Source organism: Vibrio sp. 10N.247.311.13 (assembly GCF_041467595.1).
Lineage (GTDB): Bacteria > Pseudomonadota > Gammaproteobacteria > Enterobacterales > Vibrionaceae > Vibrio > Vibrio crassostreae_C.
This window is the reverse complement of record NZ_JBFSUX010000010.1, coordinates 71,818-87,786: the sequence shown is the minus strand read 5'-3', so window position 1 is coordinate 87,786 and position 15,969 is coordinate 71,818. Positions and strand designations below refer to the sequence as shown.

The 15,969-nt window shown below is 43.5% G+C and carries 10 protein-coding genes; all 10 read right to left on the bottom strand.

The genetic code is table 11. The features are described 5' to 3' along the window. Positions 1–85: 85 nt before the first annotated feature. The 10 genes from AB6E52_RS06710 to AB6E52_RS06665 all read right to left on the bottom strand — a co-directional run bounded on the left by AB6E52_RS06710 (position 86) and on the right by AB6E52_RS06665 (position 14,864). The gene (locus tag AB6E52_RS06710; protein ID WP_372134436.1) at positions 86–1,429 is read right to left on the bottom strand and encodes a hypothetical protein; all 1,344 of its coding nucleotides are present in this window, start codon (positions 1,427–1,429) and stop codon (positions 86–88) included. A gap of 3 nt (positions 1,430–1,432) precedes the next feature. Beyond that, complete coding sequence (locus AB6E52_RS06705; RefSeq protein WP_372134437.1) at positions 1,433–2,854, bottom strand: hypothetical protein; 1,422 nt, start codon at positions 2,852–2,854, stop codon at positions 1,433–1,435. 91 nt (positions 2,855–2,945) lie between these two features. Next, entirely contained in the window at positions 2,946–8,810 is a 5,865-nt protein-coding gene (locus AB6E52_RS06700) for a conjugal transfer protein TraG N-terminal domain-containing protein (RefSeq protein WP_372134438.1), read from the bottom strand. 3 nt (positions 8,811–8,813) lie between these two features. Beyond that, the gene (locus AB6E52_RS06695; RefSeq protein WP_162299037.1) at positions 8,814–10,220 is read right to left on the bottom strand and encodes a conjugal transfer protein TraH; all 1,407 of its coding nucleotides are present in this window, start codon (positions 10,218–10,220) and stop codon (positions 8,814–8,816) included. Next, the gene (locus tag AB6E52_RS06690) at positions 10,207–10,734 is read right to left on the bottom strand and encodes a hypothetical protein (protein WP_372134439.1); all 528 of its coding nucleotides are present in this window, start codon (positions 10,732–10,734) and stop codon (positions 10,207–10,209) included. The genes AB6E52_RS06695 and AB6E52_RS06690 overlap by 14 nt, the downstream gene beginning before the upstream one ends. Positions 10,735–10,886: 152 nt before the next feature. Further along, positions 10,887–11,834 carry a conjugal transfer protein TraF gene (gene traF, locus AB6E52_RS06685; RefSeq protein ID WP_154723889.1) on the bottom strand — a complete coding sequence of 316 codons (948 nt, stop codon included), beginning with the start codon at positions 11,832–11,834 and terminating at the stop codon, positions 10,887–10,889. Positions 11,835–11,837: 3 nt separating this feature from the next. Then, positions 11,838–12,383 (bottom strand): hypothetical protein, encoded by a 546-nt coding sequence (locus AB6E52_RS06680; RefSeq protein ID WP_081231361.1) that lies wholly within the window; start codon positions 12,381–12,383, stop codon positions 11,838–11,840. A 34-nt stretch (positions 12,384–12,417) separates the two neighbouring features. Further along, positions 12,418–13,047 (bottom strand): hypothetical protein, encoded by a 630-nt coding sequence (locus AB6E52_RS06675; protein ID WP_154723888.1) that lies wholly within the window; start codon positions 13,045–13,047, stop codon positions 12,418–12,420. 272 nt (positions 13,048–13,319) lie between these two features. Then, positions 13,320–13,814, bottom strand: coding sequence for a hypothetical protein (locus AB6E52_RS06670; protein ID WP_136987110.1), 495 nt, complete (start codon positions 13,812–13,814; stop codon positions 13,320–13,322). 3 nt (positions 13,815–13,817) lie between these two features. Next, positions 13,818–14,864: a ParM/StbA family protein gene (locus tag AB6E52_RS06665; RefSeq protein WP_136987111.1), complete on the bottom strand. Its 1,047-nt coding sequence runs from the start codon at positions 14,862–14,864 to the stop codon at positions 13,818–13,820. Positions 14,865–15,969 lie beyond the last annotated feature (1,105 nt).

Sequence of the window (15,969 nt, the reverse complement as noted above, 5' to 3'; positions counted from 1 at the left end):
TAATCTCCTGTTGTTGCATATTTTAGTTATACAACAAAAAAGCTACTAATGAATATGTTCCGTACCCAAATTGGGGGGAATGTATTTAGAAGTGTTGTATTGCTCGGTCTAGACAGTCGCCGGTATCCGCATTACAACCGATGATCACATTCTCACGGTATCGCGTTGAATCGTTGCCAAAGGCTGGCAACATTGCGCCCTGTGACACCCTACGAGGCTTTTTCTGGTGGGTAGCATCAAGTAAGCCATTGATATCCATATACGCTTGCCATTGCTTAGGCGACATCTGAGCGTATTGTTCCGGTTCTATGCCAATAGTGAGACGACTGGCCGCTGACCTACTACCCGACATCGCAAAGTGTTCTATTTCTTTATCCGCCAATTCAACTGAATATTGGTATTCGAATTTGTCCCAAATACAGTAAGAGTAACTATCCACTTTTGTTTCTTTTGGTACAGGTTCACCCTTGAAGCTACCAACTCGTACAAATCTACTTTGTGAATAAAGCGGAAGCGTAAGTTTCGTGTCACTTTCATATAAAGCCTGTAGAACCGGTGAATGAAATTCAAAGGAGTTCGGTTCAATACAAAGCTGTCGCACTTTTAGCTGGTGGCCATCATCAAAGTGATTTCCTAGACTGATGCGAGAAGAAACATTTCCTTGATGCACCACTCGGTGGTACATGTCCATTGCATAACCGTTACTATCTATAATTGCAGCTAAACGAGAATCAAAGTCATGATTGCCATATGAGCTACCTCGTGAACGTAATGTAACCTTCACTCTGTTACTAGAAATGCGCTCGATACCTTCAACTTGAGTAAAGATAATGAAATCCGAATAATGCCGTGCAATTTCAGTCACAATTCGCATTGACTTAATATCACGTTCCACCAACTTGCTCTCATGAAGCTGCAGCTTTAGCGAATTAATCAAATCAGACTGTTCACCACGTTTACTCAAACTCTCGATCTGAGAAGACAACATCGTAATGCGCTTTCGAAGAGGATGACCAGGCTCCCTATGATATTGCTCCAGACTTCTTCTTAAAACTTCATCATTCTTTATCATTTCAAGCTGAGACTGGAACTCTCTTCTGTCTATATCCACATTGACTGTCAGTGATACACATTTAAAATCAGCACCAGTGCAGTTATTCACTGATTGACTAACTACATCCACATCGGCTACTAGAGGTAGTAGAACCTTCAATGTCTCTAGATAAGTTCCGTTATAACTTTGACTCGTCTTTACATAACCACGTAGATCCGCTTTAGAGACAGCTAAAAACGCAGCTTCATCTTTCAATTGCTGAAACAGAGCCTGCGTTACTTGCTCGCTCGGAACTACGCGCTCTACAGTTGCGTCGAATGGCTTTGCAGTCACTAGGCTAGACATTAGAAACAACAAAATAAACATACGTCCCATACATCACTCCTCCACTGTTAACGAACTCAAAGCAGTACCATACCCTGCGGTCTGTAAGCCCACGTATGGAACAACAAGAGGGTACGTTGGTTGATAGCGCTCAATTCTGAATGGGTATCTCATTCCGGCTGCGACTTTAGAGAAGGCAACATGGGGTTCGCCATTAAGCATCAACATGAATTGTTTAGGGGTTATAACCTGTGAAGAACACACCGCATCAATGCATCCTTGTCGGATCGTATTAATCTCATCTGTATAACGTGACTCTATCCATGCTTTATCAAAGTTGGAATCAACGAGAAGCCAATCATCAATATTCGTTTCATCCCCATGGAAATCCGTGGCTACCTCCCGGATACGAACAGTACTAAACACCGTCACATGGGACCCCAATAAAGTTGCCTGTTTTGTATCTTTTGGAAACACCAATTCTCCATTAAGCAATTCACAATAGGTTGGTATCCCTGAACGCTTGAATACTGAATCAGATTCGGAACCTTTTTCGTAATAGTACCCACGACCTATATGGACTATCTTTCCTGACACGTTGATTGCTACTTCTGGCTCTCGGTGAAACAACTGAGCTGTTGTCAGCGATTGATGTGATAAGTAATCATCTGCCGATGCGAATAACATGCAATGGTACTTAGCCCTAAATTCGACCTGCTCTATGGACAGCTCTGGGACACTCATCTTCATAGTCACATACCGAGTATCAGAGATTAAAGATGGAACGGCTTTTACCAGATCATTCATCTTCTCAGAACCAGGTAGGACAAACGAATAGGCAATGTACTGAGACGTTGATGGCTCACCTATTGAGTCAAACACAGGCACCTTATTCAGCTTAACTTCTTGTGGAACGAACCCCGTATCCTTAAATATCGTAGATACCTTGATACGTTTAACAAGCTCCTTTTGTTCCTTTGCTCTGAGCCTTAACCACTGAGAATAGATTCCGTCTTCTGCGCGGAACTCAATTGGTAACCGAGAGTGGCGTGACTCTATCAATGTAAATTGGTTTAGCTGCGCACTTAGTACATCTTTGGGCTTTGACTCAAGTTGCGACATGACACTAGCACTGTTATGAAGGCTTTGAGTGATAGCCTTAGCAATTTGTTTATCGACTATCAATTTAATGGTTGTTTCTAAGCAAATGCCAACATCGCATTCAACTTTATCCTGAGCTAAGACAATAAGTTTCTGAATGGATGGCTGGTAGGAATACACAAGTCCATATTTGTCTCCCTTGGAAATGGTTTGCTCAACTCGTTCCAATGCATCAACTTTAGCGGCTTCCACACCTAAAGCTTCTAAGCCAACCGTAGTTTGCGCATCCATGATTAATAAACTTCTCCCTGAAACCTCATATGCTTCAGAAACGAACGACATGATCATCAATGCGATTGTGGAATATATCTTCATTCGGAAACCTAAAAAAAACCCTATTGGAGTTTGTATACACCAATAGGGTTTAGTTATTAGAAATATCGATTAAACGTCATCAATATGGGCATTATGTTAGTTTTGTGTCTTGATCATAATTCACGTCACCATCGATTTCTCCTACTGAACCTCCCAAGCCAACTACAGTATCAAGCTTGTCGCCATTGATAATTTCATCGGCGTCCATTTCAAGATTTGTCTTGTCGCCAGTAGTTAAAGCTGTCGCAATATCCAACTTATTAGAGTTGTCTCCTAAGTTTGCGTCAGACGTACTTGGGTCCATATGTCCATCGTTTGGAGCGTCAAATCCTGTTGATGCTAGTTGAGTACCACTTTCTCGCATCATAGAGTCATGTTCTGCACCATCGTTAGGTGCTACCGATGTGTCAAACTGGTTAGGAGTATCCATCGCTACTTGCGTACCCGATAGCTCAGTACTTTGCTGCTCTTCGGCTCCAGATACTGGCGCTTCAAAGCTCGTTGACGCCAAGTGTTGTTCACCCTCGCCCATAGTTGAGTTCATTTCTCCACCACCATTTGGTGCTACCGATGTATCAAACTGGTTAGGAGTATCCATCGCCACTTGCGCTTCAAACTGTTCAGCGCTTGGCTGCTCGACCGCTCCTGATACTGGCGCTTCAAAGTTCGTTGACGCTAAATGTGCATCGCTTTCTTTAGAGATGAACTCATTGTCTGCACCTGTAAGCGCCGATCCCATGTCATTATCTGAGCTCGCAGTAAGGTCACTATTCGACTGACTAGAGCCAGTAGAAGCCAACATTTCATTACGGGCGCTCGGCAATTCCTTTGTCCCGTTAGCTATCTGAATAGCTTCATCTGAGTTAATTTCTCCACTTTGAACCGCATTGAACACTTCAATGCCTTCATCAGCAGTAAGTTGGCCACTAGCAATAGCCTCCATCACAATCTCTTTATCTCCATCAGCCATACCACTGAACTGTGAAGACTCCAATAATGCTAGGTCCATTGAACCGCTTCCGGTAACAGAAGGCGAACTTGAATCAGTGTCGTTGAGTGATGCTAGTTTGGTTTGATTCCCCATTTTGTAATCATTTTGAGAGTCCTCACTAGTTCCCGTGCCTTGATTACCGTTATTGGAGTCAGTGGATGCATTCACCAATTGGGTCTGATTTGTTCCCGTCTCCTTCTCTGAAGTATTAGGGCGTTGTGTATTTGCAACAGCATCAGTTGCCTTTTGAGTAGGAGCACTCGCCAGTTGTGTTGCTGACTCTACATTGCCCGACTTTGCTACTGAACTTTCAGTACGTGAGTTAGCTGGTACTGTCTCAGCCACTTTATGCGGTGATGCGCTTGCCACTTGAGTTGCTGGCGCTACTGTACCCGTTTGAGCCACCGACTGTGGTGCTGAACTTTCAGGGCGTGAGTTCGTAGGTGCTGTCTCATCCACTTTCTGCGGTGATGCACTTGCCACTTGAGTTGCTGGCGCTACTGTACCCGTTTCAGCCACCGACTGTGGTGCTGAACTTTCAGGGCGTGAGTTCGTAGATACAGTGTCAGAGGTCTTCGACGTCTCTACCGTTTCGGCTGATTTATTATCAGGAGCTACCTCTTGATTGCTTTGAACTTGGGTATGCTGATTATTACTGTCCTCTGGCTGTAATGGGCTACTAGGTAATGCGCTAACAACCATTGAAGCTAGTTTGGAGAAACCTGTTTGATCATTGCCTTGGGTTTGTTGTGTCGTTGTTTCCTTTGAATTATTTGCCTCTGTTGGTTGCGCATCAGGTTGGGTATTTTCTGTTGAAGCAAGCATCTCCTCTTTCTCTTGCAACGACGTAATTGCCTGATTAGCGGTCATTTCACCTGAACTTACAGCATTAAACAGTTGAGCTCCTTCTTTTACAGAAATCGTATTACTGTCAATGGAGTCAAAGATTTGTGATTTCTGTTCGTCACTCATACCACTGTTCTCTGATGCCTCCATAAGTGCCAAGCTTTGCGCTGCAGTTTCAGCGAATTTTGTCATTGAACTTGGTACTGGTGACGGCTCATTTGACGGTACAGAACCCGGCATTGCTGTGTTCGCTACGGTGTCATTAACACCCGTTAATGGAGTTGTTCCGTTAGATTGGCCCTCTTTAATTGCAGCTTCATTTTGCTCTTTACCTGTCGCTTCAAGTTGTGACAACTTCACTTCATTCGGTGTATCTTTAGATGCGTGGTAAGCTTTCTGGTGTTCGGCCCCATCCTCTGTTCCAATCTGCAGATAATGTTTAGATAACAATTTGCCATTTACGACATCGTAATTCTTATTGACCTCAGATTGATTTGATAGATTCGAAACTTGCTCATCAGTAAGGGATGTACCAAGTGTTGAGGCAACATGAGCAACGTTGTTGTAATCAATGTCTCTGAACCCGTCCTCAGAGCCACCCATAAACAGTTTATAGTCCTCTAACGCTTCCATGGTGTATTTGCCCGATGCAAGTCCACCGACTTCTTTGGCAAATGACTCATCCTCAGACATTTCCGTTCTTAGTTGTTCTATATTCCCAACCGCATTATTGTGATGCTTGATTTCAGTGTCACTGAGTAGCCCATCTTTATTGAGCGTGTTCTCATCACTGGTTAACGCGATCACAGCGGCACCATATACACCTTCGGAATTAGTGGTGAGTCCAAAATCACGAGCACTTGGGTTAGTTGCAATTTGTGGTCTTGTTAGTAAATCAGCACCTTTATTCAATGGTGATTCTAAGTGCTTCATGTTTTCTGCGGCAGGCTCTGATAGCTGTTGCGCTGTCGCAGAGTGAAACTGAGAAACTAGCCCCGCTGCAACGTCATTTACCAATCCACCAGCATCTTTCGCAGCACTCTTAACTTCTTGAGAAATTGGAGTTGGATTAACTGTATCAGTGGCAGTTTCAATGGCCTTAATTTCATCTGTTTTCTCAGGCGCAACTTTTGATGCATTGGCGCGAGCCTTATCAACATTTTCCCCGTGCTCATCTTTGATATTTTTGGTGGTCAATAATGTACCAACCTCACCCAGTCGTTCATCTCGTGTTTTCTCAAAGCCTTGCTGGTGTCTTTGAATTTCTTCCGGAATGCCTGCTACGGCTGAGTTGCTGGTGGTATCTTTCACAGACCCTAAATTGTTACTCATCGTGGCAAAGTTTTTCGACATATCATTAAGTGCTTTGTCACCAATCAAGAAGTCGGCTTCATTGAATTTCTGCGAGATATCCATCAAGCCCGATTTCATTGAATTCATGTCTTTAGCGGTCGCCACTTCTTGATATTGATTAACCATTTCACTTGAGAAAAGTACTGCTGCAGCACGACCCACATCTCCGTGATAGTATTTAGATGCATCACGTTGTATTTGGAGGTTTCGGGCCTGAGCATTGGCATCAACGACTCTACGCTCCTCTGGGCTCATGTTGGCCATCTCACTTTCGGTGTTATAACCATTAGCCACCCACTCTTTAAATTCCTTATTGTTTGCCGCATTTGTAAAATTGGTTGAATAATTTTGATTCAAACCTTTTGCAACACCCAATGCGTGTTGCGTCGTTTCTTGGAATTGTTTCGCAGCTGTATAACTTTTCAGGTCTTGAATAGCATTTTGTCCCGTTTCGCCCCAACCTGTCGTTCTTGAAAGACCATGAACCTTTTGAATCGCTTCTTGACTAGTATATTGAGCACTGGTGCCGCCTTGTTCACTGGTCACGTAACCTAAGCTTGCCTGCAATGCCTCTGCCTCACGTTCCGTAAGGTTAAACCCGCCTTCTGCGTTAACCTGAACTCGGCCATCAAGACCAACCGAGAAATCACTTTTGCTTCTTGAACCCACTCGGTTTGTTTTTCCGGAACTCTTGTCATTACTCTTAGTGTCAGTAACTTGGACTCTTTCTGTTTTTGAATTGCCCTTATCTTCTATATGGCTAGTTCTCGTCACGGGGCCACGTCCGTGTCGTCCTGCAGCCTGAGAGCCCCCCTGCGTATTCGACATTGTTTTATTATTTTTTCCATTACTGTATTGGGTAGAGTCAGAAGCTTGAGTCGACGTCTTTGCACTCTCAGAGTTTTGCTGTGTTGAATCCTCTCCACTTCCCCAACCGAAACTTCCGCTACCCGAGCCACCACCACCCATTACTAACTTACCCATCAATTGAGTAATTTCTTGAGTATCTAGATTGGTGTTTTTCTGTAAACCTTCACGCACCTGCGATGCAAATTGAGCATTTTCAGAATATTGATGACTATCACTACCGTTCGCACTTTTTCCTTTTTGAATCTGCGTCATAAGCTGAGAAAGCTTGCCCCATGACTGTTGATGTGAAGCTTGGGATGATTGAACTCGCGACTCTGCCATACTTGATGTAAGGGATAAGTTACTGGTCATATTCGACATACCACTGAGTGTTGGCATGTTTTGATCTTGAATTTGATTTGTTGAATGAACCACACCGTTATCACCCATAGTCCAACTGTGATTACCCATTCTGAGTGAACCATTTTTGGCACCAACTGCAATATCTGGTGCGACAGCACTAGGATTAACATGAGCGGTTCCCCCGATCTTGCCAGCCATACTCACGGTTGCGTATTCGCCACCTTTCAAAAGCATATAAGCCAACATAGGAACCATTGTCGTCATGTAAGATGCGGTCGCTATATAACTTCGCGCTTCGGAATAGAAATTGGACAATCCCCCTATGGTGTATGCTGTTTGCTCAGTGATCGACGTTTCCAACGCATTTTGAATAGACCAATCGAGATAGAAGTTAATCAGAATCATCACAAATGGATACAATCCAACTAACACTAAGAATCGCATGTATGACGCGGCGATCTTAAAGCCCCCTTCACCAAAGATGATAAAGAAGGACATAAGTGGTGCAGCAAACCACACGAACGCTTCAAAAAATGAGATGGTGGCAGGGGCCATTTCAAGCCACAAGTTTCTGTCACCTGCCATAGTGAAAAGACGCTGTTGTTTCGCTTGATATTCCATAGCGTCAACAAGTTGGCCTCGTGCAGAATGACTAGCATCTAACCCCATAGCGTTCTTTTTGACGTGATAATCAAGGAAGTTATTCATTTGAAATGTGTAGCTGTCCATTGATGCAGAGCCCAACTGCTGAAGTGCAGAGCTTACTTGTGTCGCTGATATGCCTTTCGCTTCATTTAACTCATCGAGTCCGTCTGCTAATTTCGATTGGTCATTATCAATGTATGCGCTCAGTGCAGTGTAAGAGTCTTTACACGACATGAATGACGGTTGCCCTTCAAGATACATGTCGATGTACCAAATCGTTGAGCTGACCTCCATCGCGGCCCAAGCATCGACATTCGTCAATACATTGCCAACCTTCGCCTCTTGATAGGCTCCACCAACTTCCATGTCTTTGAACAAACAGCCATTCATGTAACTGTCTATGCTGCGTATGAAATCACTATCTGCATGCCCAATAGTACGAATATTCGGACTATTTACAGACCCTTCGATAGCCACCAGCGTTCTAAGTGCGTCTAAGTGTGTGCCTGAGTTCTGGGGCATCACAAAGATGTCACTCAAAATATCGATAAACGCGATAGGTACTTGAGTCGTTACAGCTCCACCGATAGCCAAACCAATAGGAATGTCAGTAAAATACGCTGAATCACCCGTACCAGCATGTTCGACTACAATGTCGACTCTCGGGTAGAAACACAGCATCCAGATAAGATAGCCCTTGCACACTGTTCCTAAGAATTCACCACCAATCTGACCCTTTTCAAAGAATTGTTTGAAGGCTGCAACGAAGAAGGAAAGAACTAATCCAAGACCGAACAAGTAGTTAGGCTGTCCAAAATCACCTGCTGATGGATCGAACGCCATCGACAAGCCAAGGAAAACTTGTCTAGCCCAATCAAAATTACCAATGGTATATATCAGAAATTCCATGACTTAGTTCTCCATACTCTTCTCGACTAACATATGCAAACGGTTCTTAGAGTCTTGTTGTTCATAGTGGCGGTCCACAATGTCCATCTGTATGTTCAACATTTCTCTTGCTTCTTTTATGTAGGCTTGGGCATTAGCATCGCTGTCGGCTTTAGCCGCGATTGCAACCGCATCCAAATACGCACGAGCAGATGTGAAAAATTGCATCGCAAAGTTGTACGCGTATTCATTAGCAATTGCCTCGTAGTAACCTTGGACCTCTGAACTTTTTCTGTATTTGGTCGCGAGTAAAGCTATGTAGCCATATACATCCATACCGCCACCCTGTATCACTGCTTTTTGAGTAGGACCAAAATCATTCGCACCGCGAGCACCTGTTCGATAGACCTCTAATACGCCTGCGGTCCCGTCTGTCGTTCCGTCCAACGCTTCTAAGAACTGTTTGTTCAACGGCCTCCAATCAATCGTTTCCTGAGTAACATCGAGACATTTAGAGCTGGCCACAGTATCTGGGTTACCGTCATTACACTTGAGCCTTGTCACTTGTTCTTGAGTATCAAAGCCACCAAAGGCGATATCTAGCAGAGTCAATGTCGCAGGAACCGGAGTTGTCGCAATTGAAGAGGTTTCGACACCTTGGCGGTCAGGGTCAGTGTTATCAGCAACATCTCGGATCTCGGTCCCAACTAGTGACATGACGGTTTCCGAAAATCTAGGGAAGAAGTCAGCGGCACCAACATTCATTTTTGATGTTCTCATGCCGTTAATTAGCAGGTTACCTGTCAGTAATTCCTCACCATTCTGAACTTTTTGGGAGAGCTCAAGCAATGAAGTGCCTGGGGCTATGTTTTGAAACCAATCAGCTGAATCTGTCGCAACACCAGTTGAGTTTGCGGCTTGACCGATTGCTAAAGCATCTCGGATTGATTGTTCATATGGGCCGACCGCGTTGGCCATTAATGCCTGACCCGCTTCACATGAGTTCTTGAAAAATTTGTTCCATTCATCCATCGCTTTTTTCAAGGCTTTGATGTTTGCAGCACACGTCGGACACAGAGCATCTAAAGCTAGGTTGAAGGCATACGACGCACTACCCGCTGCAATTTGTCTCATTGAGTTTTGGAGCATCCCTGTTAAATCTTTGATCATTGAAAATGAACCCAGATTAAGGTCGATTCCGTTACATCCGGCTTTCATCGACGGAACTTGAAAGTTCACGATATTTGGATCATGACTCTTAACACGGTATGAAAAAGAACCGAGTGCGATGGCGTTTTTATTACTGGTTTCGTAGTCGACAATACCATGACCTGTCGAGTACCCATTGAAGACGTCTTGCATTGGGTTGGCCAACACATTCATAGAGCATGTCAGCGAGGCGGCAACGATAAAAGACCTAATACGTTTCATAATTGATTGCCTCCTGCGCTTGTGCATTGACATTCTTTGTCAAACTTTTCTGTTGGTCTGATTCAGGCGAAGGGATAAACGGCAACACATTAAGTACCAACTCCTTCGCAATTTCGTAGCTGTCTTCAACCACTACTCGCTCATAAAACTGATATTCACTTGGTTCTAGAGTTTGAGGGTCAATAAGGTGAAGCTTGGCGAGTTCGTAGCTTGCTGACTCTGCAGAGCTATAAGCGGTCAAAGCTTCAGGGACCTCAAGAACGAGAGCTTCATAACGCAAAACTGGGAGCAAGCTTGAATAGAAATTAAGTAGGCTGACTTTCAACGCGTTGATGTCGCCTTTATTCGACGTAATAGCGCCAAATAGCCGCTCGTAATCGGGCATTTCTACTATTTGTCGAGTCGTCGATTGATGGGAGTTGGTAGTGTTTGATGACGTAATCACGGGCTTTTGTGATTCGTTAGCCATCACTAATGTACTGAATGTCAGTAGAACCATTGGTATAAGCTTCATGACCATATCCTGATAGAGAACTAGGATTAGTGTTACTTAACGCCAGTGCAAAAAATTCAAATAAGGAGCCTTTTTTCGGTAATTAACGTGCAACTGATATAAAAAAGCCTGCTCATTAACTAATGAACAGGCTCCAATTAACCGCGATAAAGTTAGTAACCTTGCTGTGCCTTGAGGTTCGATTCTAAGATTTCAACTAGATAGTTTGCGTCTGTTAAGGCTCTTTCTTCATCAATATCTTCAAATCGTGTAATTTGCTGTAGTGACTCAACTGCCGACGCGTCGTTAAATTGTTCTTCTGAAATCACATTGGCCGTCTTTGCCTGAATAAGAACCAATCTGACTATTTCACTTTCAGTCACAATGCCTTGTGAAATGGGCGCTACGAACTCACCGGAATTACCGACTAAAAACAAAGCAGGCACTCTTTGAACGCCTAGCTCTTTATACTTCTGCTTGGTATCCGGTTGATACTCAGGAAACATACCATTTTCCATTGGCGCTAAATCGATGCTGATCGCATTTACATTAAAGCCATATTTGCTCATGAGGCGTTGGACAATTGGTGCTTGGCGTTTACAGTAATCACAAGTGCTCTCAAAAAAGAACCATAACCCCGCTTGTTTTGCTACTTCTTGAACCACTTCCTGTTCTGCACGATTCTTAGCTTCATTCTTAGCATTAAGAGCAAAACTCGATGTTGGCCTTGCTTGTGTTTCATCAAGAAGAGGGTTGTTGATGACATCTTGCATCCACGCTTCCCTAAAAGCAGTCGCCTTGTCCATAATCACACGTTGCATGTATCGGGCTCGTTGGATGTTCTCCGGACTAGGGTCATTAATTGCTTCACCAACAAACTCCATAAAGTGCGCTCGAATCCATTTCGTCGACATAGGTTCAGGACCAGATTTTGCTGTACTTGGAGGGGCAATAGGGACTGGTGGAGGCACGGGCTTTTTGGGTTCTTCTGGTTCAGGCTCCCCATAAAAGTGCCAACCTTGAGCGGCACTTTTATCATTGACGAAATTTGCATCTGCCGTCGCGGTAGCTGCAAATGCAAGGGCGCATAACATCGATAAGCCTAGATAGTTCGATTTCATAATCTATACCTCAGCGGCTTTGGCTTTACGACGATTTCTCGCTCTTTCTGCACGACAATGAGCACAACCAGTACCAGGTCTTTCAGTGTGGCCAATATATTTTGTCCCACACTCACATTTGAAAATGTGGATCGTACCGTCACCGATACGATGAAGGAGTTGAACAAATCGATTGAAATTCACGTAAGCACGTATGTCTTCACTCGATTCATCAAATACTCTTGCATAAGCATCAAGCATCTTGTCGATATTGTCTTGAAGCGGCAATTTCACTGATGGGTCATTGGAGAGGATTGAATAATAAGCCCAAAGCTTATTCGAGATGGGAAACGCTTCCGGTACTTGATGAAGAAAGCTCGCATCTTTACCCATTCTTGATTTTTTAAAGTCTGTCTGCATTCGGCCAAGCTCATGTTGAGCAGACTTAGGCACTGAACCTAAAAGGTCTTTAATTGTGGCTGCGTTTGCACCAAAGCGTACAAGATCGAGTGCTCGCGTCTCCAATTTCAGCGCCATTTGAGACGCTGTGGATAATTGTATCTCGGACATATGACTATCCTTTCAAATTGTGAACAGACTGAATTTAGATCATATCGGTCAAGGTACGCATACGAATGCGTTCTACGCCGACATTGTGACTTTGAAATTCATGAGTCTCTAAGGCATTCAACATCTCAGCTTCAGTACCTTCGTGAAATACGAAAGGATTGATACCGGCAGATGTGAACCTGACAATTTGAAACAACTCAAAACTAGCAAACTTAGTGATTTCTTGTTGAGTTGCCATTAGCTCAATCATCGCAGAATGCGGATCTGTTTGAGCGAGGTTGTGCATTGCGAGAATTAGTGATTGGCACTGAAAACTCATCTCATCGGTAGAAGGTGTAGATTCAGAAGTGACATTGAGATAAGCGTTCAATCGTGTTCGATAATTTTCAAACTGGCCTGTTTCAATTGCGGTATTGAGAACCGATAAACCTGTTTGTTTAGTGCAGCCAGAACGTAATGGGGCAAGGGTAAAGATATGGTGCTGCATCTCTACAAACTTCTCTAGAGTATCGGGCTCGATACTTATAAATCGATCTACGTCGATGTTAGTCAGAAAGTTAATTTGAGCGGAGCATTCTCTGTTAGTTAAAACAGATTGGTGTGCAGCTGACAATATGCGAGCGGAAATTGCACGCACGGCTGCCATGTGGCCTAGACGTTTCATAAGTAAATCTTCCATGCTTTTACGCGGTTTGAACGATCCCAACATTGACCTTTCAAACACCTTACTAAGCTCACCACGAGCGTTGTTAGGTTGCGTTTACAGTATTGACGTTGTGTTCATTTATACGAAATTACGAATTCCATAATACGCAATTTGTTTTATTGAACTCTTGGATTATTGCATAAATGTATAAAATCACAACAATGATTACAAAAAAACATACACATTCTCAATATTAATCCTTGACTTATTGCAAATGTACTATGTCAAAATCAACTGATTAATCCGCTTGAAGTCAAGTTATCAACCAGTTCCGTAGATACCAAATCTGCTGGGTCTGTCTGTGGTGATTTAGCTTCAGGTATCTGTGGAGAATTTTGGGAAGAACCGTGTTCGTTGTTGGTGTTCACGTTACCCAAAAATCGATTAATAATTGCTTCACCGGATTGGTGATATAACAGCCCCAATTGGAAAAGAATTGGGAGTAACCAACTTCGGTTTTCACAATGATTCAATTCGCTTAACAAAACTGGGAAATCACGTTTAGATATTCTAAATCGCTCATTAACCTTCTCGCCGTTGAACGGCATCGTAAGCTCAACTTGTGATGATATCTTTTCCCAGTTCGACTCGTGCAATCGCTTAATCACTGCGCCTTTGTTTAGTATTCGTCGCAACATGATGCGCTTAAACTTGGGACTATCGGGGATCTCGATAGCTCCCCTTTCCACCCAAGTCGACAGGTTAACATCGATACTATTACTCATAAGCTACGCAACCTTGTTTGAATTAACACCCGCGATTTGTCTAGCTAACTCAGCAAAACCAAGGCATACAGCAACTTCATGTTTCTCGACTAACTTCACAGTATGTCTCGGAAATGCACGTTCTAGCGCTCTCGCGAAATCGGGAGCTGGACCACCAGACACAATAAACTCTTGTATGTCTGATGCTTCACCAAGCATGTTTGTAAGTAAATCGACTGCTTCATTGCACAAACTGTCAATCAGCGGCAAGCAATCAAAGACACCATCAGCGACAGGGAAGTCATACGTTTCAGCAAATATTTCGAGCTTTTTCGTGTTGAATGCCTTGTCTACCAATTCGGTCCCGATGGACGTACCCAAAACCTCAGACAGGTAGGTGCTCAGGCTTCTGAGAATTTTCCCCTGACCTAGTTCGAATGCCTTTGTACGTTCTTCGTCGATTGTAAGCCCCGTTGAAGTCAAGAAGTCGGTTGTTCCATAACCTGGGTCAACAGTAACTCTCGCTCGGTTCCCAAGCGCCTCCATAATCCCGCAGTTCATTTTCTTTGCTTCAGACTTTGCATGATAAGTAAGTGCGCCAAGTGGCTGCGGCAATACATGTGCCTGTTTTACTCGGATCACTCGCCCATCCACATGATGTTCACCAATCATAAAATTGAGTAGTTCATCTTTACGATCAAGTTGGTTTAATGGAAGACCAGCCACCAGCAAGTCAATGCAATCCGTTTTTAATAGACTTAAGCCACCGATAAACAGCGCCTTGTAAGCCGGACTTGAGATGTAACGTTTATTAAGAAGTCTTTCGTTGGCGTCAGCTGCTTTTGACAAAACTCCCGGCCCCACTTCATAACTACTTCCGTCAATGTTCACTAAAACCGTATTTCGCTGAGTTGTGCCAAACGATTCCAGTCGCTTCAGCTCTGTAGGATTCACCTTTACAGCTCTTGATGGGAAGCAATGGTAATAACAGTGATCGCCTGTTATTTCAGATGCAACGCAGGTGGTTCCAAAGCCTACATCTATCGCTGCAACTTCCAGTTGTTTGTTCATAATCAATCACTCCGATCATTTGTCTTGATGTCAAACCTAGTGATACACAAAAATTGATGATGGTTTAGCAATTAGTGAGGGTATTTTTCATGTTTATTGTTAGCTGTTGAAAAATATCGTGCATGAATCGAATAAAATTGTATTGCGTATGAGGAAAATCGAGATGCTTGGGAAATATTGATAAACACCGTAATAAATCGGTTAAGAAATGACATTTGCAGAAACAATTGAAAAAAATTGCATAACATCGTTTCTATTTTGGTGGGATTGGGAATTGTATGGGAAGATTTGCGCGTTCTTGAAAGCAATTAGCCAGAAATCGAAAATCGTTACTCAAAAGAACGTCCATCAACCGACATACACATTTTGAGCGGTATTGTTAATCCTTATTTTCAATGACGCGCCTTAACGAAAGTAATCTAGTTCTGATCATCACTGCTAATCAACCACCATGAAACGACAGTTCGTTTCAGAATTTGGCATCACTGTCCCTACATATATCAATGGTGGTATCAAAATTCGACTAAAATTGAACCACCAAAACATTAGCACCTGCTAATAAATGAGATGTCTGACACCCCCCTCAATATATGTAGGGAATTTGAAAATGAGGATTTTATGAGTGTGGTGGACATATCTCCTACATATACATGGGGTGGTATCAAAAAGACGAAAAAGTGACTGGTGACAACGAAAATTCACACGAAAATTCAGCCTTTCGTCATATATTAGTGGTGGTGTACCACCCTCCGTATAGTAGTATTATAAAGGGGGAGCTAAAAAAAAGGCTCCCGCCAAGGGAGAGGTCGCTGGCGCATGGCAATTTAGAAAAGACCCTGCCCGAGAGTTAATCATTGACCGTGACACCCTAAGAATTGAATTCGACCCTGCCCGAGAGTGAATCATTGACAGTGACACCCTAAGAATCAGAATTGACCCTGCCCGAGCATCTTTCATTGACCGTGACACCCTAAGAATCAGAATTGACCCTGCCCGAGCATCTTTCATCGACAGTGACACCCTAAGAATCAGAATCGACCCTGCCCGAGCATCAATCATCGACCGTGACACCCTAAGAATCAGAATCGACCCTGCCCGAGCATCT

Excerpts from the sequence above, each read along its gene's own strand:
- AB6E52_RS06670 (WP_136987110.1), bottom strand. The coding sequence starts at position 13,814 with ATGAGTAATAGTATCGATGTTAACCTGTCGACTTGGGTGGAAAGGGGA.
- AB6E52_RS06705 (WP_372134437.1), bottom strand. The coding sequence starts at position 2,854 with ATGAAGATATATTCCACAATCGCATTGATGATCATGTCGTTCGTTTCT.
- traF (WP_154723889.1), bottom strand. The coding sequence starts at position 11,834 with ATGAAATCGAACTATCTAGGCTTATCGATGTTATGCGCCCTTGCATTT.
- AB6E52_RS06695 (WP_162299037.1), bottom strand. The coding sequence starts at position 10,220 with ATGAAACGTATTAGGTCTTTTATCGTTGCCGCCTCGCTGACATGCTCT.
- AB6E52_RS06665 (WP_136987111.1), bottom strand. The coding sequence starts at position 14,864 with ATGAACAAACAACTGGAAGTTGCAGCGATAGATGTAGGCTTTGGAACC.
- AB6E52_RS06700 (WP_372134438.1), bottom strand. The coding sequence starts at position 8,810 with ATGGAATTTCTGATATATACCATTGGTAATTTTGATTGGGCTAGACAA.
- AB6E52_RS06690 (WP_372134439.1), bottom strand. The coding sequence starts at position 10,734 with ATGAAGCTTATACCAATGGTTCTACTGACATTCAGTACATTAGTGATG.
- AB6E52_RS06710 (WP_372134436.1), bottom strand. The coding sequence starts at position 1,429 with ATGGGACGTATGTTTATTTTGTTGTTTCTAATGTCTAGCCTAGTGACT.
- AB6E52_RS06680 (WP_081231361.1), bottom strand. The coding sequence starts at position 12,383 with ATGTCCGAGATACAATTATCCACAGCGTCTCAAATGGCGCTGAAATTG.
- AB6E52_RS06675 (WP_154723888.1), bottom strand. The coding sequence starts at position 13,047 with ATGAAACGTCTAGGCCACATGGCAGCCGTGCGTGCAATTTCCGCTCGC.